The 21,942-nt window shown below is 61.0% G+C and carries 21 protein-coding genes; 9 read left to right on the top strand and 12 right to left on the bottom strand.

The genetic code is table 11. From position 1 onward, the window contains the following. The first annotated feature begins 121 nt into the window (after positions 1–121). Both KZJ38_RS12460 and KZJ38_RS12455 read left to right on the top strand, forming a co-directional pair. Positions 122–1,111, top strand: coding sequence for a helix-turn-helix transcriptional regulator (locus tag KZJ38_RS12460; protein ID WP_219796196.1), 990 nt, complete (start codon positions 122–124; stop codon positions 1,109–1,111). A 101-nt stretch (positions 1,112–1,212) separates the two neighbouring features. Next, positions 1,213–2,322, top strand: a complete 1,110-nt coding sequence (locus KZJ38_RS12455; protein WP_219796195.1) for a DMT family transporter — start codon at positions 1,213–1,215, stop codon at positions 2,320–2,322. A gap of 40 nt (positions 2,323–2,362) precedes the next feature. Here the strand turns inward: KZJ38_RS12455 and KZJ38_RS12450 are convergent, their stop codons facing one another. The 5 genes from KZJ38_RS12450 to msrB all read right to left on the bottom strand — a co-directional run bounded on the left by KZJ38_RS12450 (position 2,363) and on the right by msrB (position 5,847). Continuing rightward, entirely contained in the window at positions 2,363–2,866 is a 504-nt protein-coding gene (locus tag KZJ38_RS12450) for a DoxX family protein (protein ID WP_219796194.1), read from the bottom strand. Between the two features lie 5 nt (positions 2,867–2,871). Continuing rightward, entirely contained in the window at positions 2,872–3,696 is an 825-nt protein-coding gene (locus KZJ38_RS12445) for an HvfC/BufC N-terminal domain-containing protein (protein ID WP_219796193.1), read from the bottom strand. After that, positions 3,686–4,582 (bottom strand): MNIO family bufferin maturase, encoded by an 897-nt coding sequence (gene bufB / locus KZJ38_RS12440; protein ID WP_219800293.1) that lies wholly within the window; start codon positions 4,580–4,582, stop codon positions 3,686–3,688. The genes KZJ38_RS12445 and bufB overlap by 11 nt, the downstream gene beginning before the upstream one ends. Positions 4,583–4,636: 54 nt before the next feature. Beyond that, a complete protein-coding gene (locus KZJ38_RS12435; RefSeq protein WP_219796192.1) occupies positions 4,637–4,951 on the bottom strand; it encodes a BufA1 family periplasmic bufferin-type metallophore in 315 nt (104 codons plus the stop codon). A 338-nt stretch (positions 4,952–5,289) separates the two neighbouring features. Beyond that, complete coding sequence (msrB, locus tag KZJ38_RS12430) at positions 5,290–5,847, bottom strand: peptide-methionine (R)-S-oxide reductase MsrB (RefSeq protein WP_219796191.1); 558 nt, start codon at positions 5,845–5,847, stop codon at positions 5,290–5,292. Between the two features lie 184 nt (positions 5,848–6,031). Here msrB and KZJ38_RS12425 point away from each other — a divergent pair, with 184 nt between their 5' ends. Both KZJ38_RS12425 and KZJ38_RS12420 read left to right on the top strand, forming a co-directional pair. Beyond that, positions 6,032–6,796: a response regulator transcription factor gene (locus KZJ38_RS12425; protein ID WP_219796190.1), complete on the top strand. Its 765-nt coding sequence runs from the start codon at positions 6,032–6,034 to the stop codon at positions 6,794–6,796. A gap of 33 nt (positions 6,797–6,829) precedes the next feature. Then, entirely contained in the window at positions 6,830–8,317 is a 1,488-nt protein-coding gene (locus KZJ38_RS12420) for a sensor histidine kinase (RefSeq protein ID WP_219796189.1), read from the top strand. Positions 8,318–8,428: 111 nt separating this feature from the next. On the opposite strand, the gene KZJ38_RS12415 is transcribed toward KZJ38_RS12420, so the two are convergent. From KZJ38_RS12415 to KZJ38_RS12405, 3 genes are all read right to left on the bottom strand, one after another. Then, positions 8,429–8,929, bottom strand: a complete 501-nt coding sequence (locus KZJ38_RS12415; RefSeq protein ID WP_219796188.1) for a hypothetical protein — start codon at positions 8,927–8,929, stop codon at positions 8,429–8,431. 198 nt (positions 8,930–9,127) lie between these two features. Then, a complete protein-coding gene (locus KZJ38_RS12410; protein WP_219796187.1) occupies positions 9,128–9,655 on the bottom strand; it encodes an H-NS family nucleoid-associated regulatory protein in 528 nt (175 codons plus the stop codon). Between the two features lie 105 nt (positions 9,656–9,760). Then, complete coding sequence (locus tag KZJ38_RS12405) at positions 9,761–10,111, bottom strand: hypothetical protein (protein WP_219796186.1); 351 nt, start codon at positions 10,109–10,111, stop codon at positions 9,761–9,763. A gap of 420 nt (positions 10,112–10,531) precedes the next feature. Between KZJ38_RS12405 and tkt the strand changes: the two genes are divergently transcribed. The 3 genes from tkt (at position 10,532) to KZJ38_RS12390 (ending at position 14,463) form a co-directional block, all read left to right on the top strand. After that, entirely contained in the window at positions 10,532–12,613 is a 2,082-nt protein-coding gene (gene tkt / locus KZJ38_RS12400; RefSeq protein ID WP_219796185.1) for a transketolase, read from the top strand. Positions 12,614–12,619: 6 nt separating this feature from the next. Continuing rightward, entirely contained in the window at positions 12,620–13,600 is a 981-nt protein-coding gene (gene gnd / locus KZJ38_RS12395; protein WP_219796184.1) for a phosphogluconate dehydrogenase (NAD(+)-dependent, decarboxylating), read from the top strand. Positions 13,601–13,800: 200 nt separating this feature from the next. Further along, a complete protein-coding gene (locus tag KZJ38_RS12390; RefSeq protein ID WP_219796183.1) occupies positions 13,801–14,463 on the top strand; it encodes a TolB family protein in 663 nt (220 codons plus the stop codon). A 304-nt stretch (positions 14,464–14,767) separates the two neighbouring features. On the opposite strand, the gene KZJ38_RS12385 is transcribed toward KZJ38_RS12390, so the two are convergent. After that, entirely contained in the window at positions 14,768–15,724 is a 957-nt protein-coding gene (locus KZJ38_RS12385; RefSeq protein ID WP_219796182.1) for a helix-turn-helix domain-containing protein, read from the bottom strand. 218 nt (positions 15,725–15,942) lie between these two features. Beyond that, positions 15,943–17,400, bottom strand: coding sequence for a hypothetical protein (locus KZJ38_RS12380; RefSeq protein ID WP_219796181.1), 1,458 nt, complete (start codon positions 17,398–17,400; stop codon positions 15,943–15,945). Positions 17,401–17,628: 228 nt separating this feature from the next. Between KZJ38_RS12380 and KZJ38_RS12375 the strand changes: the two genes are divergently transcribed. Continuing rightward, positions 17,629–19,086 (top strand): flagellin N-terminal helical domain-containing protein, encoded by a 1,458-nt coding sequence (locus KZJ38_RS12375; protein WP_219796180.1) that lies wholly within the window; start codon positions 17,629–17,631, stop codon positions 19,084–19,086. A 72-nt stretch (positions 19,087–19,158) separates the two neighbouring features. Here KZJ38_RS12375 and KZJ38_RS12370 read toward each other — a convergent pair whose 3' ends face one another. Both KZJ38_RS12370 and KZJ38_RS12365 read right to left on the bottom strand, forming a co-directional pair. Further along, positions 19,159–19,836 carry an NADPH-dependent FMN reductase gene (locus KZJ38_RS12370; protein ID WP_219796179.1) on the bottom strand — a complete coding sequence of 226 codons (678 nt, stop codon included), beginning with the start codon at positions 19,834–19,836 and terminating at the stop codon, positions 19,159–19,161. A gap of 301 nt (positions 19,837–20,137) precedes the next feature. Beyond that, entirely contained in the window at positions 20,138–21,304 is a 1,167-nt protein-coding gene (locus KZJ38_RS12365) for a porin (protein WP_219796178.1), read from the bottom strand. Positions 21,305–21,679: 375 nt separating this feature from the next. Between KZJ38_RS12365 and KZJ38_RS12360 the strand changes: the two genes are divergently transcribed. After that, positions 21,680–21,934 carry a hypothetical protein gene (locus KZJ38_RS12360; RefSeq protein WP_219796177.1) on the top strand — a complete coding sequence of 85 codons (255 nt, stop codon included), beginning with the start codon at positions 21,680–21,682 and terminating at the stop codon, positions 21,932–21,934. Positions 21,935–21,942: the final 8 nt, after the last annotated feature.

Below are 21,942 nucleotides of genomic sequence, written 5' to 3'. Positions count from 1 at the left end.
ATGAGGATTGCTACATGCACGCGATGTCCGTCATTGTCTGTACTACCCACAAAGGGGATTGCTCTAGTTCGAACGTGGCGCGGCGGCACGCGCCGGCTCTCTGAGGAAGGAGGGCCTCGCAGTGGACGCACTGGTTCGGCCGCATATCTGGTGCGGGACGCCCGTCGATCGGCGCGGATGGATCGAAGCGATGTCGACGATCGGCCTGTCGTGCCGCTTCGATCCGTTGCACGCCGGCCGGTCGACGGCGGCGTACGGGCGGGCCGCGGACATGCTGATCGGCCAGCTCGATATCGCCGGCCAGACCCTCTCGCCGATGTCGCGCGCGGCCGGCCAGTGGCCAACCCGGGAAATCCGCCTCAAGGTTGTCCGCTCCGGCAGCATGCTGATCGAACAGAAAGGGCACGCGCTAGCTGTCGGCCCTGGCGAAATCGTCGTTGCGGACCCTTCGTTTCATTACGTCGCCTCGTTTCGCGAGCCGACACAACTGTCGATTGTGCGTATTCCAAAACCATTGCTGCACGATCGCGGATGGGCGCATCACTTTCATCGGGCCTTCGAACCGGTGCCGATATCCGCCGATGTGACCGCGGTGCGCGATTTCGTACTCAATCTGACCGCGCAGGTCGGCCATGCCAGCGAGGCACTGCTCACGCGCATGGGCATGCAGTGTCTCGACCTGATGGATGTATTGCTCGGCCCGTGTCAGCCGGTGCTCGGGCGCCGCTCGGGCGCGAAGGTCGCGTGGCTCGCGAAGCAGGCCATCGCACGGCGTATCGGCGATGCGTCGCTTGATGTGACGAGCGTGGCCGCGGCGGTCAATGTGTCGGTCAGTTGCCTGTCGCGCGCGCTGAAAGCCGAAGGCTTGTCTGCGATGCGCTATGCGTATTCGCTGCGAATCGAGCACGCGCGGCAATTGCTCGCGAATACCCCGCAACTGATGATTCGCGAAGTGGCCGACCAGTGTGGCTTCCTGAACGCTGCGCATTTCAGCCGCGTATTCAAGGAACATCACGGCGTGACGCCACGCGAGTATGCGTCACGCTGCACCTCGCCGCGCGCCGTGACGACACCGCGCAACGAAGCGATGGCCGTTGCGCAGGATGGCTGAGTCGATATTCCACCCTTGCGAAAGGCAGGTTGTTGGCGAACTGTCGGGCGGTGCCCGATACACTGTGACTTTGTACGCCACTGCTCCCTCGCACATTCTCAATGAACCCACGAACCGGCGCGATCTCGACTGCGCTTGCCGCCGCTGTGCTGTTCGGCGCCGCCACGCCACTTGCCAAGGTGCTGCTGGGCGCGATGTCTCCATTCATGGTCGCCGGGCTGTTTTATCTCGGCAGCGGGATCGGGCTCTTTGTGCTTCGCATGGCGCGACGGCTGATAAAGTCCGGGCATGCCGGCGACAGCCATCGTGAGCCGGAAGGTCTGGTTGATCCGGCTAGTCGCGCGACGTCGATCAGTCCGGTTAGTCATGCCGAATTGCCCTGGCTGCTCGGCTCGATTGCGGCAGGCGGTATCGCAGGGCCTGCGCTGCTGATGCTCGGTTTATCGAGCACGCCAGCGGCAACCACGGCGTTACTGCTTAACCTTGAAGGTGTATTGACAGCCGTGATCGCGTGGGTCGTGTTCCGCGAGAACGTCGATATTCCTGTGTTTCTCGGCATGGTCGCCATCGTCGCCGGTGGTGTCGTGCTGTCGTGGCAGCCGGGCGACACAGGCGTCCCGCTCGGCGCGCTGCTGATTGTCGGCGCGTGTCTGTGTTGGGCAATCGATAACAACCTGACGCGCAAGGTGTCGAGCAACGATGCGATGGCGATCGCGAGCGCGAAAGGGTTGATCGCCGGCCCGGCGAACCTTGCAATTGCATTCGCAGCGGGCGCGTCGTGGCCCCCGGCAGCGGCAGTGGCCGCCGCGATGGTGACGGGCCTTGTCGGTTATGGCGTGAGTCTTGTGCTGTTCGTCGTCGCGCTGCGCCATCTCGGCACGGCGCGCACGGGTGCGTATTTTTCCGTTGCGCCGCTGTTCGGCGTCGCGTTGTCGCTGCTGCTATGGCCCGAGTGGCCGCATGTCGCATTCTGGGTCGCCGCGGTGCTGATGACGATCGGCATCGTCCTGCATGTGCGCGAGCGGCATGAGCACGAACATAAGCACGACTGGATCGAGCACGCGCATCCGCATACGCATGACGAGCATCATCGGCACAAACACGATTTTCCGTACGAGGGCGATGAACCGCATACGCATCGGCATGTGCATCCACCGATCACGCATTCGCACGCGCATTTTCCCGATGTGCATCACAGGCATCGGCATTGACGCCGGGGTTGGTGCTGGCGGCGCCCTCGGCGCCGTCGCATCAACTGCGCTTCACCGCCCGTGACAGCAGGTGATCGATCGAGATCGCGCCGGGTCCCCATGCAGCGATTCCCAAGGCCATCGCTGCCCACGTGATGTGAATCGGCCAGCCGTCAGGGACGGTCAGTTCGATGGTGCAGGTCATCAGGAACAGGCCCAGCGCTGCGAAGCGGGTGCCGAAGCCCAGCACGAGCAGCACGGGAAAACCAACTTCGCCGCACGCTGACAGAAAGGCAACCACCGCCGGCGCCGGAAACGGATAGGGGCCGCCGGGCAGATGCAACTGGAACACGTCGGTGAAGAGGTCGACGGCCGTATCGTTGAGTTGCAGGAATCCGTGCCACTTGAGGATGCCCGACCGCCAGAACGGTACGGACAACGCAAGGCGCAGGACCAGTTGGGTGAGCCAGGGCTGCGCCAGTTTCTGCACGAGACCGCTCGCCTGGCCGATCTTCGTTGCCACGCAAGTTGCGAAAGCAGGCTTCCGGTTTTCCAGTTCGGACATCGTCCTCAATCTCCACGGTCAATGGCGGTAAATACGCCGGATGCGATCATCCCGTTCAGACTGGCCGGAAGATCGAAAGAGGGCGCTTCGTCGAAGGCCGCGGCCACCGCTGCCCCTAGCGATTCGCCTGCAATAAGCGTGTTCAGGAATGCTGCGCCGCCGTCGGGCAGGTTCGACACGATCACGTCCGCTTCGGGCCGCGTCACGAGCGCGTCCTCGCTTCCGCTCGGATCGAGCGGTTCGACCGGACCGTCGCGCCGGTTCATCGCGAAGATCGATAGCGCGGAATAAGCTGAGCGAACGATTCGCGTAGCCGGATGCGGCGTGAAACGCAGTTCGCCTAATTGCGCGGGCTCGATGTCTTCGAATATCTGTACCGGTAAAACCGGCAGATCGGCCGCGTGATAGGCGTCCAGCCACGCGCGTTCGATACGCGCGACATCCGCGAGCCACGGCATGGCTTTCGCATATTCGTACTGCTCGATAAAGCCGGGAAAGTCGTGGCCGTATTCGAATAGCAGCGGCGACACAGGAGGCGTGGCGCGAATGTGAAACCGCGCCATCGCTCTGAAAAAATCGATGCCGGTAATACGCTGCACGGCCGGATAGGTCGCGGCTAGCGCGTCGATCAGGCTGACCGTCACGTTGTTGCGATATACGTTGTAGCGTTTGACGGCGCCTTTTCTTGCGCTTTCTCTCTCGCCGTTTGCGCCTCTTACCGCTGGGCCTGTGACGTCCGGCGGCGCCTGCACATCCGGATCCGTCAGGCCGCGTGAGAATTCCGCTGCGAAGTCGGTAGTCCGCAGGTTGCGGCAGTCTTCAGATTTCATTGAAGACGTCCGTCGTAACCGGTACCCGACGCGATTCCATGAGCTTCCTTGCTGCGAGTGCCTGCGCGCGTAACACGGGCCACTCGGGCAGCTTGCTGTCCCATTCGATAAGCGTGACAGTGGGACCGATGCGCCCGATGACGTCTTCATAGAGTGCCCACACGGGATCGGCAACCGGGCCGTCGTGACTGTCTATCAGCAGCGGTTCGCCCTCGTCGTCGAGTTGTTCGGCGTGTCCCGCCAGATGAATCTCGTCGACATGGTCGAGCGGGAACGCATCGAGATAAGCCGACGCGGCGTAACCGTGATTCGTTGCCGATACGAATACGTTGTTGACGTCGAGCAGCAGTCTGCAGCCGGTACGGCGCACGATTGCCGTGATGAATTCGGTTTCGCTCATCGTCGCCGATTCAAAGGCGACGTAGGTCGACGGATTTTCGAGCAGGATCGGCCGTGCGATCGCCTGCTGCACTTCGTCGATATGCCGGCACACGCGCGCGAGCGTGTCCTCGTTGTACGGCACCGGGAGCAGGTCGTTGAAGAAGGTGCCCGCATGTGTGGACCAGGCCAGATGCTCGGATACGAGCGCCGGCTCGTAACGATCGACCAGGTCGCGAAAACGCGCGAGATGCTGACGGTTCAATGGCTCGCTACCGCCGATCGACATGCACACGCCGTGAAGCGACAGCGGATAACGCTCGCGGATGGCCTCGAGCATGCGATGCGGCGGGCCGCCGGCCCCCATGTAGTTTTCCGCGTGAACCTCGAAAAAACCATGATTGACACGGTCGGCAAGAATTGCTGCGAGATGCTCATGCTTGAAGCTAGTACCGACCCATCCCGCAGTCTCCGAAGTCAGGCCGCGGGGACGCGTGTTGGCGCGCATCGTGGTGGTGCTGGTCAATCCGCTCATCACAGTCCCCGTTCCTGACACGCGTGATCAGGACTTGATCGGCGAAAGCGAACCGTGGTTGCCGGCCGGCGTCACGATGCTCGTGCACGTGCCGCCCTGAACGAACTTCCACGAGTTGCCCTGGAAGTCCGTCGTCGACGTACCCTGGCATGTCGTACCCGGACCCGCTGCGCAGTCGTTCTGTCCTTTCAGTGCAACGCCGAAGCACTTCTCCTTGTGAGCCGCGACTGCCGCGTTGGCTTCTGCCTTGGTCAGCGGCGCAGCTTGCGCGGCCGTCGCGAGCAGGGTAGCCACTGCGGTTGCAAGCAGGGCGGAACTAACAGCGGTCTTCTTTGCAGACATTGACATTCTCCATTGAGGTGGACTGGCGTACCGTCACGGGTACGGTCGCCGATATTAACCAGGAGCTCATCCAATTGCAGCGGGCCTGCATGCAGGTCCGCCGAATGGGGCGCTCTCCCGGTGATTCCTTTAGCGAACTGCCGGGACGCATGACTTCATTACGGTTCGCATTGCCACACCTTGCACTCCGTTAGCTAAGACTTGTCGCGAAGGTGTAACCGGTAATCGTTCTAAAAACGGATAGACGATACACCGTTCAATTTGGACATACGTGTTAAATTTGGTCAAATCATCTTGACGTATAAATGTATATACCGATGGCTCGGCGCGTGTTGCACTCAGGCTGAACGGGGTACGAAATTCATCGCAAGTCCGTTCATGCAATAGCGCAGGCCGGTCGGCCGCGGTCCGTCGTCGAACACGTGGCCGAGGTGCCCGCCGCACCGGCTGCAGTGCACTTCCGTGCGGGTCATGTGAAACGAGCGGTCGGTATGCGTGGCCACCGCGTGATCGAGCGGCGCGTAGAAACTCGGCCAACCGGTGTGGCTATCGAACTTCGTGTGCGACGAGAAGAGTTGTAGAGCGCAGCCGGCGCAGGCGAACACGCCGACCCGGTGTTCATCATTGAGCGGGCTCGAGTACGGGCGCTCGGTCGCCGCTTCGCGCAGTACGGCGAATTGTGCGGGCGTGAGCAGGTCGCGCCACTGCGCTTCCGTGTGCGTTACGTCGAAGTGTTCGTCGGCTGCCGGTTCGTTCGCTGCCGGTGCGTTGGCTTCGCCGTCGGAGCTGCCGGACGCGTCGGGCAGGACGCCGGCCAGCGCGCGCCACTGCGTGAGCGCGGCGAGTGCCGCGAGCGTGGTGGTTCCCGCAAGTAAAAAGCGTCGACGGTATTTCATGGCAGTCTCCGTACAGGTCAGGGCGGCGTCGCAGTACTCAGCGTCCGTGCCGCTTCGAACATGCGATCAGACTAACGGCTGCCCGGTGTCCAAGTCCTCACGGAAAGTTAAATTTATCGTGATAACTGATGCATCCGAAAGCCTGCACAATGTGCCCCGGTGACCACTGTTCCGTTCATTTCCCATGGCTCAAGCGAAGCGCGTTCTGATCGTCGAAGACGATGTCGATATTGCCAACGTGCTGGGTCTGCATCTGCGCGACGAGCAGTACGAGGTCGTGCACTGCGCGAATGGCGACGACGGCCTGCGCCTGCTTTCGCAGGGCGGCTGGGATGCGCTCGTGCTCGATCTGATGCTGCCGGGCGTCGACGGTCTCGAGATCTGCAAGCGCGCGCGGGCGATGGCGAGCTATACCCCGATCATCATCATCAGTGCGCGTTCGAGCGAGGTACATCGCATCATCGGTCTCGAACTCGGTGCTGACGATTACCTTGCAAAGCCGTTCTCGGTGCTCGAACTGATCGCGCGCCTCAAAGCGCTGCTGCGCCGCGTCGATGCGATGGCGAGAGATTTGCGCGACCAGGCCGGCATTCGCACTTCGTTCGGACTGTCAATCGATCCGGTGACGCGCGATGTCAGCATCGACGGACGGCGCGTCGAGCTCACGCCGCGGGAATTCGATCTGCTTTACCACTTCGCGAGCCACCCGGGCAAAGTGTTCTCGCGCATGGATCTTCTGAATACGGTATGGGGCTACTCGCACGAAGGCTATGAGCATACGGTCAACACGCACATCAACCGCTTGCGCGCGAAGATCGAAGCCGATCCGACCGATCCGGTGCGCATCGTCACGGTCTGGGGGCGAGGTTACCGGTTTGATGCGAATCCCGCGTCGCAGGCGGGAAGCGGCCCAGGAAGCAGCCCAGGAAGCAGCCCAGCCTGCGCCTGAGCGGCAAAACGTCCCGCGAGAAAGGATACGAACGTGAATCTGTCGCAGCGCCTGTCACTGGTATTTTCCGCATTGCTGCTTGCGTGCTGCGCGGTATCGGCGTGGTTGCAGATCCGCGCGAGCGATCTGCACGACCAGCAGGTTATTCAGGCCGTGTCGCACGATCTCGCGTCGCATATCGCGCAGAACGGTCCGCTGATCGATCGGAGCGGGCCGCGTGCCGATATGCTGCGTGCGCTGTTCAGTCAGCTGATGGCGGTGAACCCGAGCGTCGAGGTGTATCTGCTGGATGCGAACGGCGCGATCAGGGGGGACGATGCGCCGCCAGGCCATGTGAAGCGCAATCATGTCGACGTGCGTCCGATACGGCGCTTTCTGGCCGGCGAGGGATTGCCGATTTTCGGCGACGATCCGCGCAGCGTGTCCGGCCGCAAGGTGTTTAGTGCTGCTGCATTGCCCGGTGCGAACGGCGCGACGGCCGGCTATATCTATGTCGTGCTGCTCGGTGAAGCGCACGACAAATGGGCCGCACGCATTGCAAGAAATGCCGTTTTGCGCACGACGCTGTGGTCGATGACGCTGGTCGCGCTGGCCGGCCTGATCGCGGGCCTGATCGCGTTTCGCCTGATTACGCGTCCGCTTGGACGCCTTACGGAGGCCGTGCGTGATTTCGATGCCGGCGACGAAACCGGCGCGGCCGCCAAACTTTCGTCGCTGGGCATGTTGTCCGCGCGAGGCCGCGCACGCGGTGAGATCGCGATACTCGAACGCGCCTTCCAGCAGATGTCGAATCGTATTGCGCAGCAATGGCGCGAGCTAACGTATCGCGATCAGGAACGTCGTGAACTGATCGCGAATATCTCGCACGACCTGCGCACGCCGCTGACGTCGTTGCATGGTTATCTCGAAGCGCTGTCGTTGAAGTTCGATCAGCTCGAACAACCCGAGCGCCGGCGTTATCTGAGCATTGCGCTGTTGCAAAGCACGAAAGTCGGGCATCTCGCGCAATCGCTTTTCGAGCTCGCGCGGCTCGAGCATGGCCAGATTCAGCCCGCGGCGGAAGCGTTTTCGCTTGCGGACCTGTTGCAGGACGTATTCGAGAAGTTCGAGCTCGCCGCCGAGGCGCGCCGCATCAGTCTGCGCGCGCAGATTTCAACGCGTTTGCCTGAGGTCTATGCGGACCTTGGCATGATCGAGCGCGTGATGACGAACCTGCTCGACAACGCGATAAGACATACGCCGGAAGGCGGGACGATCGAGGTCGAACTCGCGCCTTCGAACGGCAAGGTCACGGTCACTGTGAGCGATACCGGTCCGGGCATTCCAGCGCAGTTGCGCGACAGCCTGTTCCAGCGGCCCGTCAACGTTGGCGGTGCGCAGCGTATCGGCGGGCTGGGACTACTGATCGTTCAGCAGATTCTGCACTTGCACCGCAGCGCCATATCACTCGTCGATCGCGAGGGGAAGGGCGGGACGTTCCTGTTCTCGCTCGATGTGGCTGTCGCAACTGCGGACCGCTAGTGCGCTGATGCGCTGGTGCAATAGTCAGGTGTTCCAGGCGCCGCGCGTTCGAGGATGCGTCGTTCAAAGGTGCGCCAGCGTGCGTCAAAGTTGACGCGCATCAGCGGGACATCAGAAGAGTCGCTTCGATGCGGGTGCACATTGCCATGTCGGCGCATCGGCGGAATAGATCGCGGCTTCGTCGTAGAAGCGATAGTCGCCAGTCAATCGATTGAGCGTGTGCGTTTCGCCGTTAAATGCCGTGCCCGACTGGTCGCGCGACTGAGTCGTCCATTTGATTTCCGTGTCGGACACTTCGGCTCGCGCGCCGTTGACCGTATCGGCATCGAGATCGATTGAAAGGCTTTGCGATACGCGTTGGCCTTGTACAGTCGCATTGCATAGTAGCGAGAACCGGTGCCGCGCCGCGGTTTGTACCGGCGCCTCGGCTTGCGCGGGAGCGGGAGCTTCAACAGGCACTTGAGCGGGCACTTGAGCAGGCGCCGGCGCTTGCTCCGGCATCTGCGGCGGCGCAGCGGTGGCGGCTTGCGCGGGCGCCGGGATAGAGACGGAGGCAGCAGGAGCCTCGTCGGGCCGTCTGACTTCGTAACCGGCAGCTTTCAGGACGGACATGGCTTGACCGACGTCCATCGCAGGCTGCGCCTTTCCCGCACTGCAGTTGTTCGGATCTTCAGCGCGGCGATTGCAGCCGCTCAAAACAACGGACGCAAGGACGATAAAAAGCGCAACTTTTTGCATGGCCTACCCCGAAAGCCTGTTATTTTGCAGCCGGTCTATTGCCGACCCGTTGCCGATCTATTGCCGGTCAAATCAGATCAGATACTGGCTGCGGTCCTTGACGTTCTTGATCCATGCCGGTGGGCGCGCATGGCCGCTCCAGGTTGCGCCCGTCTTCGGGTCGCGGTATTTCGGCGGCAGCTTGCCCTTCGCCTGTGCGCTGACAGTCTGCTTAACCGCCGGCTTAACGGCAGCCTTAACCGCGCGCTTGCCGCTGGTATTTCCGCTATCGATCAGAAAGCGGCTGCGGTCCTTGACGCCGGCGATCCATCGCGGCGGGCGGGCGTGGCCGCTCCACGTCTCGCCGGTTGCAGGGTTCCTGTATTTCGGCGGCAGCTTGCCTTTGCCTTGAAGGCCGACTTGCGCCGCGTTGCCCTTCGACGCACCGCGCGCGCCGCGTCTTTCACCAAGATGCGCGACCACGTCGGCAACGGTTAAACCGTGCTTTTCCATGATCCCGCGAATGCGCTCGATCACGGCCGAGTTCTGTTGTGTCGCAGCTTTTTCAGCCTGTGCCCGCAAACGTTCAATCTTTCTCTGGATTGCTTCCAGCGTGGCCATCTTCTTCTCCGTACGCAAATGGCCGCACTTTGCCACAGAACATGCTTGAAGCGCCATCTTTTGTTGGCCGCTTCCGGTCGGTCATACGGTTGAAACGGTTAAGACCTAGAGCGCTTCGTGACAAAGCGTCATCATTCTCTGCACCATCGTGCTCGCTTCGTTGAGTTCCATTTCGTCAGTGAAGAGGGCGGACACGCTCGAGAGCCGCACCGCGATGCCCGCATTTTCGAGGTCGTCGCGCGCAATCTTCAGGGCGAGCTGGCCGATACGCACGCGCTCGAGCCACCGTAGCTTCGTGTCGTTCTTGCGAAGCCATTGGCGGCAGCATTGCACGACATGGTCGACGCGCCACTCCTGCGTGAGCGCATACGATGCCGCGGCAACCGCAACGAGGAAACACAATAGTTCCGCTCGGGCAGGCGTCGCAGGGTTCGATTCGGTGAATTCGCGTTCCATTTCCGTTGATGTCCCTATTTTCCGCACCGCAGTCGGGGCTTTCAGCGCACATTCAACCTGCGCCCAGCACGCGACAGATGCGGACGTCGATGCGAGATTCAATCGGCTAATGGTAGCAGTAAGTATCGGCGCGACGCGTCAACCACGACGATCCGCGACAATTAGCGACGATCCGCGCGTTCACCTGAGTAATTTTTCCCGCGATTTTTCGCCGTGATCTCCGGCTGCGGTTGCGCGGGGTGGGGGTCTCGCGCTGTCGAAATCGCAACACGCCATTTCCTGAAACAGTCCGTGTGGACTGCCGCAGAGTACGGAATCTGCAATGCCGCTTCGAAGGCACTACACTTGCTCAATCGACCTGGTTGCCCGCTGCGGCATCTGGTGTGCCGCAGCACACTCTTGATAAGGGAGTTGTCGCTCATGTCCTCAGCACCGAACCTCGACCGCCTCGCGATTGATACCATCCGCACGCTATCGATGGATGCCGTCCAGAAGGCCAATTCGGGCCATCCCGGCACACCGATGGCGTTAGCCCCGGTCGCGTTTCATTTATGGCAGAACCATCTCCGGTATGACCCGGACGCGCCGCATTGGCCGAACCGCGACCGCTTCGTGCTGTCGGTCGGGCACGCGTCGATGCTGCTGTATTCGTTGCTGCATCTGTACGGCGTGAAAGAGGTCGATGCGCAGGGCAAGCCCACCGGCAAGCCTGCGGTCTCGCTCGACGACATCAAACAGTTCCGGCAGCTCGACAGCAAAACGCCGGGCCACCCGGAATACGGCATGACGACCGGCGTCGAGACCACGACCGGGCCGCTTGGCCAGGGGCTCGGCAATAGCGTCGGCATGGCGATGGCCGCGCGCTGGAAAGAAGCGCACTTCAACCAGCCCGACGGCGCGCTGTTCGACTACCGTGTCTATGCGCTATGCGGCGACGGCGACATGATGGAAGGCGTGTCGCACGAGGCCGCGTCGCTCGCCGGGCATCTGCAGCTCTCGAACCTGATCTGGATTTACGACAGCAATCGCGTGACGATCGAAGGACATACCGATCTCGCATACAGCGACGACGTCGAAGCGCGGTTTCGCGGTTACAACTGGAACACGCTGCACGTCGACGATGCGAACGACGGCGCAGCGTTCGAATCCGCGCTACAGAAGGCAAAAGCGACAACCGACCGGCCGACGCTGATCGTCGTGAAGAGCATCATCGGCTGGGGCGCGCCGCATAAGCAGGACACCTCGGGCGCGCACGGCGAGCCGCTCGGCGAAGAAGAAATCAAGCTTGCGAAGCGCGCCTACGGCTGGCCCGAAGATGCGCAATTCCTCGTACCCGATGGCGTGATGGACCACCTCGCGAAGGGTATGGGCGCGCGCGGCAAGAGCGCACATAGCGAGTGGCAAAAGCGTTTCGATGCTTACGGCAAGCAGTATCCTGCATTGGCGAACGAATTGAAGCTGATGCTCGAATCGAAGCTGCCCGAAAACTGGGACGCCGACATTCCGACCTTCGACGCCGACCCGAAAGGCATCGCGACGCGCGAATCGTCGGGCAAGGTGTTGAATGCGATTGCACAGCGTATTCCATGGATGATCGGCGGCTCGGCCGACCTCTCGCCGTCGACGAAAACGAATCTGAAGTTTGAAGGCGCGGGCAGCTTCGAGCATGACAGCTACGGCGGCCGCAATCTGCACTTCGGCATCCGCGAGCATGGCATGGGTGCAGTGGCGAATGGTCTCGCGCTGTCGGGCTTGCGGCCCTATGCCTCGACGTTTCTGATTTTCAGCGACTACATGAAGCCGCCGATTCGCCTGTCGGCCATCATGGAAGTGCCGGTCGTCTACGTATTTACGCATGATTCGATCGGCGTCGGCGAAGACGGTCCGACGCACCAGCCGATCGAGCAGCTTGCATCGCTGCGCGGGGTGCCGGGGCTGACGACGTTGCGGCCGGCCGATGCGAACGAAGCCGCCGAAGCATGGCGAGTCGCGCTCACGCATCCGCACGAGCCTGCCTGTATCGTCGTGACACGCCAGGCGCTGCCGACGCTCGATCGCAAGAAATATGCGTCGGCCGAAGGCGTGCGGCGCGGCGCCTACGTGCTTGCGGACACCGAAGGCGGCAAGAAGCCGGAGGTGCTGCTGCTTGCGACGGGCAGCGAGGTATCGCTGTGCGTCGAGGCGTATGAAAAGCTGAAGGCGGAAGGGGTGGCGGCGCGTGTCGTGTCGATGCCGTCGTGGGACCTCTTCGAAAAGCAGGATCAGGCCTATAAGGAGTCGGTGCTGCCGCCCGACGTGCATGCGCGCGTGGCCGTCGAGCAGGCCGCAACGCTCGGATGGGACCGCTATGTCGGGCGCCTCGGCTCGCAAATCGTTATGCATACTTTCGGGGCCTCGGCGCCATTGAAGGCCCTGAAAACGAAGTTCGGTTTTACACCCGAGCGCGTCTACGAAGCGGCGAAGAAACAGATCGAGCGAGTGAAATCCAACGGCAAGGAGTGACACATCATGCAGATCGGAATCGTGGGATTGGGACGCATGGGCGGCAATATCGGACGCCGGCTTATGCGTGGCGGGCATCAGTGCGTTGTTTACGACCACAATCCTCAGGCGACCGAAGCGCTTGCGAAGGAAGGCGCGACCGGCGCGAAGGATCTCGGCGATCTCGTCGCGAAGCTGTCGGCGCCGCGCGTGGTCTGGCTGATGCTGCCGGCCGGCAAGATTACCGAAGATACGCTGAACGATTTGCGCAAGATACTCAGCAAGGATGACGTAGTAATCGACGGCGGCAATACGTTCTACAAGGACGATATCCGCCGCGCCGCGCAATTGCGCGAGCAGGGCCTGCATTACGTGGACGTCGGCACGTCGGGCGGCGTGTGGGGACTCGAGCGCGGCTATTGCATGATGATCGGCGGCGACGATGCCGTCGTGCAGCGCGTCGATCCGATCCTATCGGTGCTCGCGCCGGGACGCGGCGATATTCCGGGCACGCCGAACCGCGAAGGACGCGACAAGCGCGTCGAGAACGGCTATATGCATGTTGGGCCGGTCGGCTCCGGGCACTTCGTGAAGATGGTGCATAACGGCATCGAATACGGGCTGATGCAGGCGTACGCCGAAGGGTTCCACATTCTCGAGCACAAGAGCATGGCGGAGCTGCCGGAAGGCCAGCGTTATCAGATTGACCTCGCCGATGTCGCGGAAGTGTGGCGGCGCGGCAGCGTCGTATCGTCGTGGCTGCTCGACCTGACGGCAGGCGCGCTCGCGCAGGACAACACGCTCAAGCATTTCTCGACCGAGGTCGCGGACAGCGGAGAAGGGCGCTGGACCATCGAAGCGGCGATCGAGGAAGCGGTGCCGGCGCAGGTGTTGTCGGCGGCGCTCTATACGCGGTTCCGGTCACGTGACGCAGAGGCATTTCCTGAACGGATGCTTTCGGCGATGCGGTTTGGGTTCGGCGGGCATAAGGAGTTTCCGGTCAAATAAGCAAAGCGGGCGGCGGTTCCTGATCAGCTGCTGACTGGCGGCTGGTGGTGACTGACTGGCGGTCGGCCTCAAGACGTTCGATGCGTGGCCGATATATGCGGTATCGACAACCCGGCGATGGAGGAGTGGCCGTTACTCCATCGCCGGGGTTTGCCACGAAACCGCCAGATAACTGTCAGGAAACTGCGAGGAAACCGCCCATGAGACCGGCTTTACCGGGGATCGCTGCATTTTGCTTATTCGCCTTCCCACCCCATGCGTCATGGGCTGCCGCTCCGATCGGCTATGTATCGGTGCAGGAAGGCAATATCGTCTACACGGCGCCCGGCGGCGCCACCGAAGCGCTGACCGAAACGGGCGCCGATGACGCGCCCGCCATTTCCCCGACTGGCGACGCGGTCGCTTTCACGCGGCAGACGCGCGGCGTCGACGAGGCGCACGACAGTCCGGCCGTGCGCGACCTGTGGGTAATCCATCTGAAGGATCACAGGGCGGTCCGGCTCGTGACCGGCAAGGCCGAGGGAAAGGAAAAGCCCGAACACGTGCTTGCGGACATCGATCATCCGATTTTTTCGCCGGATGGCGCGACGGTCTACTTTTTGACGGCGGCTTCAGGTACGACAGCCGCCGTTCATGCCGTGCCGACTTCCGGCGGTCCGCAACGCTTCGTGGCCGACGGTAACGCGCTGAGCGTGGTCTCGCGGGGCAAGTATGTGGGGGCGTTGCTCGTCGAACAGCACCGGGAGATGAGCGGTCACGGCGCGTGGGACCCGCAGGTGCTCATATCGTCGAACGGGAAGACCATCAAGGTGGTCGGCGAGGATCCGAACGCGCTGCGCAGCGTCGAGGCGGAGCGGAATTGAGGCTCCATCGCTGAAGCGAAAACGGGCCGCACACTGTGCGGCCCGCGAAAAAAGTAAGCCAGGTGGGACAAGCGCCCAACGCGCTGCGTAGACAGGTCAGCACTCCCGACTCGAGACGCATGTCAGTGAGTCTAGAATTTTGTCTACATATTGGGTAATCGTGCTCAACGACGCGTCGAAGGGGTGGTGCAACGCGGCGCGACCCAATGCGAATTTCGAGGCTGTTTCGACTCCGCGCGCATCGCCAGGCGGCGTAAAAAACGAAGCGTGCTAAAGGGCTCCCGAGGGAGCGTGTGTGCTGTCTTCACTCACTGGCGGATGTCATACCGCATCGCTGGAACTCGGTTGGGCTTTTTCCATAGTGCTTCTTGAAGACCCGACTAAAATGCGCTGCGCTCACAAAGCCGCACTGCCATGCAATATCGCTGATTCGAACGTCAACGTCGCCACTCGTCAGAATTTCTGTGGCTTTGGCGAGCCGCTGTTGCAACACATAGCGCATGACAGAAGAGCCCTCACGTTCAAACAGTCTGTTCAGATGGCGCTTGGAAACACCCATCGCGCTAGCGACCATCGCGATATCGATATGCTCGTTGCCGACGTTACGGTCGATAAAGCGCTTGATCTTGCCGAGCATGACGTCAGACCTGACCAGCCGAACCGGCAGCGTCGCGGTATTGGTAGCAATTCCAAGCAGATCGGTCAGATAATCGGCAACGAGTCTTGCGTTATGGTCACTGCAATTTTCCCCATAAGCAGTGGCGCCTTCGATCAGTGACCTCAGCAGTTCGACATCGGGCGAGGTCGGGTTTGGCACAAACATCGATCGGCGCGAAAATAGTCTGCCCCTGTTCTCAAGCGACGCTTTGGCGACCCGCAGCGCGATTGCCCGTGAATTCGCTTTCGATGTTTGCGTGTACCTGTTGCTTCCATCGAAGATCGCGAGCGAACCTTCCCGAAGCCGGATGTGCGTGCCGTCCTGTTCCATCTCGATCTCGCCGCTTTCGATTAACAGCAGGACAAGATAGTGACTGCGCCAGTGGTTCAGCCCAGGTCCGGGTATCCATGTCCAGCGCTGTCCTGACAGATCGGCGGCTTCAAAGCGGATATCGCCCATTGACCACGACGTAGCAAGCAGGTCGCCTGCGTGCTCCTTGTTGAACGCACATTCCATACTCCAGTTTCTTCGCACCAGTTCGTGCCATTCCTCTTCTGTTCGTGGTTTTTTGCCTTTGAGTGCTTGCGTAACAAAATGCTTCATTGTCAGGCTCGGATAATTTCCATTCACGTCCTGAATCTATTTTTCGAAAATGGGAAGCGATCAGTTTTCCGAACGACTGGATATCGCTGAAATTATCTCTCAGGAATTTCAGATGTCGGGCTTTATTGAACGTACAGTTGTTGTCAATAGCGCCGCATGTTCGACACGACTGTGGCTGATTCGGGCTAGAGTCAAAGAGAGGCTTTTCTCAGAAAACTTCAATGCCGTGCTGACTGGATAAGCAGGGCAAGCTGACTTGCGGCATGACAACAGACCTCATGCGAATCCCACTTCGCAAGTGCCTCGCAGCAATCGGTCAGCTGCTGCCGGCTTAGACCAGAACGCAGGGCGTCGTCGGCAAAGATTCGTTGCGAGAGCTTCGCGGCCGCGTCCCGGCACGGCTCTTCACCTTCGAGCTTGCTCAAGGCCTTCAGGCTGTTGATGACATGCTTTGGACTCAGACGCCGCCACATGTCATCCGATGCGAGTCGTCTTGATAGCTGAACGGCCGCTTTATGGCACGCCTCGTTGGCAGACCAGGTTGCCAAAGCGTGCAGGCATACCGCGACATACCTTCCATGAAGACTGTGGCGCATCGGACCGTCCGCCGACAACCGCTTTGCGAGTTGTGCTCCCGCAGCCCGACACGCGTTGTCATCGCTCCACTCCACAAGTGCACCCAGGCAAGTCGCTATGCGGGCGCCGTTCAGTTGTCTAAGCAGGGTTTCACTGTTGGCAAGGCGGGTGGCCAGTTTTTTCCCTGCGTCCGCGCATATCGGTTTGCTAGTCCAGTTCGCCAGTGCGCTCAGGCAGTGAGCGACCCCGCGTCCGTCGAACTGAATTCGCAATATTTCGTCACTAGCAATCCGTCTTGCCAGAAGCATGCAGGTTTGCACGCACGCCTCGTCGTCATGCCACCTGCTTAGCGCATAGAGGCAGGTGGCAACCTCCTGTGGGTTCAGGCTGTCATGTAAAAAAGGAGCGGTCGTCAGCCTGAGCGCGAGATGGGCACCTGCGGATCGGCATACCGGTTCTTTGCTCCATCTGGCGAGTCCATTGAGACAATTGGCAACTTGCTGTCCATCAAGTGCTGCGCGCAATGACTCATCATTCGCAAGCCTGGCGGCGAGTCTCAAACCCATTTTTCGGCAGGTGTCTTCGCGATGCCACGTTCCAAGCGCATTCAGACTGCTGGCCACTTGCCGGCCACCTTGCGTATCGAAGTGGAGAGTGCTCGCTTCGATATACGAGATCAGTCTGACGCTGGCGTCCCTGAAAATCTCCCCGTTCCATGCGGCGAGCGAATCCAGGCAGTCAGCCAGTTCGCCGCCACTCAGACTCGGCGAAAATGCGGTGTCGTTCCGGATTCTCCTTGCCAGATGTGCCGCAGCGTTCTGACACGTGGCTTCCCAGTGCCATCTACCTAGTGTAAGGAGTCCGGAGGTGACGTCCTGATTGCTAAGGCCGGCGACCGCCTGCGGATCCCGGTTCAGGCGATCGGCGAATGCCCTGGCCATAAGACGGGCTGAGCCGGTCGAGGGAGATTTCTCGTTGGTCTTGAACTGTTCTTTAGCGTAATCGTGAGTAGGGTGCGCTTTAACTGCTTCAAGGCTAGCCCAGGATGCTTTACCGTCACCCTGAATCAATTCAGTAAAGAGATTGTGTGTGCCATTCATTTCGTGCCGTCTGATGTTCTCGTCGCACAGAAATCTTGGGTCCACTCCAACGATGGCGGTTGACGATTAACGCCTATTACTTGTCCTTGCGCGCCTGAGCGCGTTTTATCCTCAAGCGGTTTTCCGGAAGGCCGACAACGCGAGCTGAGGCGGGCAGCAATGAACGAGTGCTTCCAACGATCTCAACCTTGTCAGGTGTTTAAGACCCATCCTTCCACGGAGAACCGCATGCTCGGCATAAACAGCAATATCCCTTCGCTTACTGCGCAGGAGAACCTGAACGGTTCCGGTAGTGCGCTGTCGCAAGCGATCACGCGCCTGTCGTCAGGCAAGCGCATCAACAGTGCGGCCGACGACGCAGCTGGCCTCGCCATTTCCACTTCGCTTGAGACACAGATCAACGGCCTGAATCAGGGCGTGTCAAATGCGAACAACGGCGTATCGCTGGTGCAAACGGCCAGCACGGGCCTCGCGCAGATCACGGCAAGCCTGCAGCGTATCCGCTCGCTGGCTGGTGAAGCCGCAGGCGGCACGCTGACCACGGCCAATCAGCAGGCATTGCAGCAGGAAGTGTCGCAGCAGATCGCGGAAGTGAACCGTATCGCTTCGCAGACGCAATTCAACGGCATCGGGCTGTTGAACGGGCAGGCCGGTGTGATCCAGGTGCAGGTCGGCGCGAACGTCGGCCAGACCGTGGCGCTGGATCTGAGCCAGGGTGTCTCGGCGGCGTCGCTTGGCGGCGGCTTCGTGCAGGCCGGCAGCAAGCTCGGCGCAATCACGCATCTGAACCTGAACGCGGACGGTACGGAGCACACGAGCGGCGGGCTCGGCCCGATCGTGGAAATCGACATCATCGCGAATGGCAACGGGGGCTTCAATTTCGTCGACCAGAACGGCGACGCCATTTCGTCGGCCGCATCGGCAGCCCTGTTCACGACGACGACGAGCAACGGCGTCTCGTCATTGGGGCTCACGACCGGCAGCGCGCTCTCGCCGGCAAACGAAATCGCCATCATTTCCAGCGCCGCCGCAAATAATTCCGGCGCTGCGGACGGTACGATCTTCGGCGAAATCTCGGGCATCAACATCGACCCGGCGACTGGTAAGGACGCATCCGTCGGTACGCCGAACGTGATTACCTCAATTACCGTCGAAGCGGACGGTAAGGGCAACATCAAGTTTGTCGATCAGGATGGCAAATCAATCTCGCCGTCTGTAACGGCAGGGCTTTTCAATATCGCGTCAACCACGGGCGGAGTGTTAAGCAGCTTCGGCTTCAACGGCGTAGCACCGACCAGCACGATTGGCAGCGGCACCGGCGCCCAGCCGTCGGGCACCTTGCTTGCGAGCGTCAATACCTTGAACGTGCCGACCGCTGTGTCGCAGATCGACATCAGCACGACGCAAGGCGCGACCAACGCGATGGAGGCGATCGACAATGCGCTGGCTGGGATCGCCAACCTTCAGGCGTCGCTGGGTGCCGCGCAAAATCGCTTTGCCGCCATCTCGCAGTCGCAGCAGAATGAGTCGACCGATCTGGCAAGTGCGCAGTCGCAAATCACGGATGCCGATTTCGCACAGGAAACGGCGAACCTGAGCAGGGCACAGGTGCTGCAGCAAGCCGGTATCTCGGTGCTTGCACAAGCGAACTCGCAGCCGCAGCAGGTGCTGAAGCTGCTGCAGTAAGCGGCGCTTAAGGTTGTAATGCATACGGGGCGAGCAGGAGGGTCTTAACGACGCGGCTCGCCCCGCAAACTATCAACCCTTGTCGCGTGCTTCTTTCAACGCCGCCGTCCACCAGAGAAGTTCGCCCACCATGGCGGAGCCGACATCGTCGAACTCTGCGAGCGCCGCGGCGACATCTTCGCCTCGATAGTGCGTCATCAGCGTGGCGAAGGGGAGTTGCACGGCGTGACGGATCGAAGCCATCCCGAGAGTGCCGACAACATCCCTGAGGTGAGTGACGCTTCGCGCCCCCGCGACTTCTCCGTAACTGATGAAAGCAACCGGCTTGCGGTGCCATTCGCCGTAAACGTAGTCGAGCGCATTCTTCAACACGGGCGGATAGCCGTGGTTGTACTCGGGGGTCACGATCACGAAACCGTCGGATGCGGCGATCTCCGCTGTCCAGCGAATCACGACCTCGTTCGTGAAAGGTGGCCGGCCCGGGTAAGCGGGCGGCAGAGGCTCTTCGTACATCGGCAGCGGAAAGTCGATCAGATCGAGAATCCGGGTATCGATCGCCGAGTGCTGTCGCAAATGATCGGCGATCCAGTTCGCTGGCTTTTCAGCAAAGCGGCCGGGGCGGACGCTGCCGACAATTACAGAAATTCTGGTCACGATTGCATCCAGGAGTGGGGAAGGGAATACCCAGCGAATGGCTAACGCGTGCGTAGATTTCGATCTGTCAGGACAGTGACGCTCGCTGGGCGACATCTCCAGAACGCCCCCTAAAACACTTTATTCCGCACTGTCTGGCATTCGTCGGATTCGCTGCGTCGGTCCTCCTGACTGGAACACGTCGATCGCATTACAACTGATCGCGCCGACTTTTAGACTTTCTGAAAGTCAAGAATATCGCGAGCGTTTTCGCCAGAAACGCAGCGCCGGCAGGGCGCACACCGCGCGAGGCAAAGCCTGCGCCGAATAAAGCACCGCAGAAAGCACAGCGGGCTGCGCGAGGCGCAGCGCCGTAGGCCCGAGATCGAAGCGCGGTCGCCCGCGCTCGTCGCACACGTCAGAAGCGATGGCGCAGGCCGACGCGGCCCACTGTCTGATAGCGGTTCGAAGACGGTGACAGTCCCGCCAGATTCGCGGTGGCGCCATGTCCGGTGGAGTCGTGTCCGTTGGCCACCTGATAGTCGACTGCCGCGTACACGTCGGTACGTACCGAGAGTGCGTATTCAACGCCGCCTCCAAACTGGCTGTAGTTTGCGCCACCCACCGTGGCGTTCGCGGCGCTACCGTGCAGATAGTTGTACGCAACCCCAGCCAGCAGCGTCGGCGTGATGTGATACTGAACGCTCGCTTCGACGTCGTTGAACACCGCGGTGACGTGGTTCAGCGCTGCGATTCCGGCAAAGCGCACATTCGACCAGTTCGCGCCGATCGTCGCCGGCCCGATCGAGTAGGTGCCAGCCGCCGCGGCCACATGGTACGAACTCGCGCTTGCATAGCCGCTGAACACGGGCGAACCGGTGAGGCCATTCGAGGTTGGCGTGTCGCTTGGGTTGCTGCCGAACAGCGAGGAGGCCGGGTTACGTGCGTCCAGATACGCGGCGCCAAGATTGATCGGACCGCGCTTATAGCCGATGCCGACCGAATAGATTTGATTGGTGCCGACCGAACCCGGCACACCGCCGAAGCTGTAGACGCCGCCGAAGGTCAGCCCCGCGTAGTCGGCGCTCTTGAACTTTACGGCGTTGTTGGTACGCCGGCTGTTGTTGAAGTTGTCGAGATCGGCGGGATGTGCCGAGTGAGCCGTGCCGACGCTCGTGTCGGAAAACGAATAAGTGCCGACGTAGTCGACGACGCTGTCGTATTGGCGGCCGAGCGTGACCGTACCGAACTTGCCGCTGCTTATGCCGACGAAGGCTTGCCGGCCGAACTCTGCGCCGCCCTGGCTGAGGCGGCCGTTATTGAGTTCGAAACCATTCTCGAGCTGGAAAATCGCCTTTAGCCCGCCACCGAGATCTTCGACTCCGCGCAGGCCCCAGCGCGAACTGTTCAGGCCACTCGCCGAATCGAGTCTGTATTGCCGCGCCCCGTTAGCCCCGGAGGTAGCGACATTGCTGACGGCTTCAAAGCCTTCGTCGATCAGGCCATAAAGCGTCACGCTGCCTTGCGCATGCGCCAGCGATGCAAACGTCGATGTTATAGCGATCGCGACCAATGTCTTTTTCATCGGATTGTCTCCGTTTCGATTTGTTGAGTTGTTCGCCACTTGATTAGATATCCGCATTACGTGGCGAAGGACGAAATTCCGGTGACTCGCGCAAGTGGGCGGGACCGGTCATTTCTGTGCGAGTAAACCGATGAAAGCGATCAGTATTCCGTGCTCGGCTAAACAATTTCGCTCTGCTTTACGGCGCAGAGCGGTTCGAAGCACTGCGATGCAGCCGTGCGGCATCGCTCGAGTTTTTTCGTGCCCTGCGTGGAATAACGGAACAGGTTGGCCGGTTTACGCACCGTCAGCCGCAAACACATCGACGTGTCGAACGGCGACGTGCATGGGGCAACAAAGAAGAGGAGAGGGGTTGATTCTCAACCCGATACTGCCATGGAGAACACAATAATGACCGAAGCCGGCCGGCAACGAATCGTCACGCCCGCGTGCGAAGCCAACGGGCCTTCACGCGATCATCGAACGCGTGCCCACACGCAGCGCGTTCGCTGGAAAAGATGGGTCGCGCTCGGCGCGGCGTCAGTTGCATTCGCCGGCTGTACGAGCTTGCCGGCGTCCCATGCGGCGCAGCACCCCGACCGCTCGTGCGTGGGCCCGGTGAGCTACTGCGACATTTACTTCGGCTCGTAAGCGTCATT

Origin of the sequence: Paraburkholderia edwinii (assembly GCF_019428685.1) — a bacterium.
Lineage (GTDB): Bacteria > Pseudomonadota > Gammaproteobacteria > Burkholderiales > Burkholderiaceae > Paraburkholderia > Paraburkholderia edwinii.
The sequence above is the reverse complement of the archived record's forward strand: the minus strand, read 5'-3'. Positions and strand labels throughout refer to the sequence as shown.

Coding starts and splice junctions, on each gene's coding strand:
- KZJ38_RS12455 (WP_219796195.1), top strand. CDS start 1,213: ATGAACCCACGAACCGGCGCGATCTCGACTGCGCTTGCCGCCGCTGTG.
- KZJ38_RS12450 (WP_219796194.1), bottom strand. CDS start 2,866: ATGTCCGAACTGGAAAACCGGAAGCCTGCTTTCGCAACTTGCGTGGCA.
- KZJ38_RS12445 (WP_219796193.1), bottom strand. CDS start 3,696: ATGAAATCTGAAGACTGCCGCAACCTGCGGACTACCGACTTCGCAGCG.
- bufB (WP_219800293.1), bottom strand. CDS start 4,582: ATGCGCGCCAACACGCGTCCCCGCGGCCTGACTTCGGAGACTGCGGGA.
- KZJ38_RS12435 (WP_219796192.1), bottom strand. CDS start 4,951: ATGTCTGCAAAGAAGACCGCTGTTAGTTCCGCCCTGCTTGCAACCGCA.
- msrB (WP_219796191.1), bottom strand. CDS start 5,847: ATGAAATACCGTCGACGCTTTTTACTTGCGGGAACCACCACGCTCGCG.
- KZJ38_RS12425 (WP_219796190.1), top strand. CDS start 6,032: ATGGCTCAAGCGAAGCGCGTTCTGATCGTCGAAGACGATGTCGATATT.
- KZJ38_RS12415 (WP_219796188.1), bottom strand. CDS start 8,929: ATGTCCGTCCTGAAAGCTGCCGGTTACGAAGTCAGACGGCCCGACGAG.
- KZJ38_RS12410 (WP_219796187.1), bottom strand. CDS start 9,655: ATGGCCACGCTGGAAGCAATCCAGAGAAAGATTGAACGTTTGCGGGCA.
- KZJ38_RS12405 (WP_219796186.1), bottom strand. CDS start 10,111: ATGGAACGCGAATTCACCGAATCGAACCCTGCGACGCCTGCCCGAGCG.
- tkt (WP_219796185.1), top strand. CDS start 10,532: ATGTCCTCAGCACCGAACCTCGACCGCCTCGCGATTGATACCATCCGC.
- gnd (WP_219796184.1), top strand. CDS start 12,620: ATGCAGATCGGAATCGTGGGATTGGGACGCATGGGCGGCAATATCGGA.
- KZJ38_RS12390 (WP_219796183.1), top strand. CDS start 13,801: ATGAGACCGGCTTTACCGGGGATCGCTGCATTTTGCTTATTCGCCTTC.
- KZJ38_RS12385 (WP_219796182.1), bottom strand. CDS start 15,724: ATGAAGCATTTTGTTACGCAAGCACTCAAAGGCAAAAAACCACGAACA.
- KZJ38_RS12380 (WP_219796181.1), bottom strand. CDS start 17,400: ATGAATGGCACACACAATCTCTTTACTGAATTGATTCAGGGTGACGGT.
- KZJ38_RS12375 (WP_219796180.1), top strand. CDS start 17,629: ATGCTCGGCATAAACAGCAATATCCCTTCGCTTACTGCGCAGGAGAAC.
- KZJ38_RS12370 (WP_219796179.1), bottom strand. CDS start 19,836: ATGTCGCCCAGCGAGCGTCACTGTCCTGACAGATCGAAATCTACGCAC.
- KZJ38_RS12365 (WP_219796178.1), bottom strand. CDS start 21,304: ATGAAAAAGACATTGGTCGCGATCGCTATAACATCGACGTTTGCATCG.
- KZJ38_RS12360 (WP_219796177.1), top strand. CDS start 21,680: ATGGAGAACACAATAATGACCGAAGCCGGCCGGCAACGAATCGTCACG.